Origin of the sequence: Microcoleus sp. BM001215392 (genome assembly GCF_036700185.1) — a bacterium.
Classification (GTDB): domain Bacteria; phylum Cyanobacteriota; class Cyanobacteriia; order Cyanobacteriales; family Microcoleaceae; genus Microcoleus.
In genome coordinates, this window is record NZ_JAUBOJ010000757.1 from 1 (window position 1) to 1,001 (window position 1,001).

The 1,001-nt window shown below is 45.7% G+C and carries 1 protein-coding gene; it reads right to left on the minus strand.

Translation table 11 applies throughout. The features are described 5' to 3' along the window. Nucleotides 1-79: 79 nt before the first annotated feature. On the minus strand, nucleotides 80-844 hold the full coding sequence (locus QT974_RS34685; RefSeq protein ID WP_333472870.1) for an ABC transporter ATP-binding protein: 765 nt from the start codon (nucleotides 842-844) through the stop codon (nucleotides 80-82). Nucleotides 845-1,001 lie beyond the last annotated feature (157 nt).

A 1,001-nucleotide genomic window follows, 5' to 3' on the forward strand; every position in this document is an offset into this window, starting at 1 on the left:
AGATAAACGCAGATAATTTTAGGGTGTTTTCCGATTTTTGCAATTCAAGTCTACTCATAACAACTAAAAAAAAATTAATTTAAAACACCGCGTGCGAAAGTTCTGCCGGATTCAGATTGTTGTGAATAACTTGACCGTCGCGGAACCAAACAACCCGGCGAGTTTGTCGCGCTACTTCCGGTTCGTGAGTTACCATCACCACAGTCATTCCGGCTTCATTGAATTCTGTAAAAATATCCATTACTTCTTGAGTAGTTTTCGTATCCAATGCACCAGTCGGTTCATCTGCAAGCAATAATACAGGACGATTGACAATTGCGCGGGCGATGGCTACCCGCTGCTGCTGTCCTCCTGATAGTTGATTCGGTTTATTTTGCAGCCGACTTTCCAGGCCTACTTTGGTTAAAGCTTCTGTTGCTCTTTCGCGTCTTTCGGATGAGGGAATGCCTGCATAAACCATCGGTAACATCACATTTTCTAATGCTGTGAGTTGAGCTAGCAGGTGAAATTGTTGGAAGACAAAACCTAATTTTAAATTGCGAATTCCGGCTAATTCTGATTCTGGCATTTGGGCGACATCTACGCCGTCTAGGTAGTAACTGCCGCTCGTAGGTCGATCGAGACAGCCGATAATATTCATAGCTGTAGATTTGCCCGAACCGGATGCGCCCATAATTGAGCAATACTCTCCTTGCGTTACCGTCAAGCTGATCCCGTTGAGGGCGCGCACTTCCAGGTCGCCGATGCCGTAGACTTTGGTTACGTCTTTGAGACCGAGGATGACGGGTTTTGAGGTGGCTTGCAGGTTGAGGTTTTGGTGGGTCTCGGTTTGTAGTTCAGGCATTTGTTTTTATGTGCGATCGACACAACTTACTACTAACTTAACACTTGTTAGGAGTTTGTGTGGGTTAAATGCGATCGGGATCGATTTCAAGACTTACGCGGGGGGCGAGAAACCGGGTTTCTACGAGTTTTGTGTTGGGTGACGAGAAATCTACAAA

What these genes read in the sequence shown, in the direction of transcription:
- QT974_RS34685 (WP_333472870.1), bottom strand. Translation starts at nt 844, where the DNA reads ATGCCTGAACTACAAACCGAGACCCACCAAAACCTCAACCTGCAAGCC.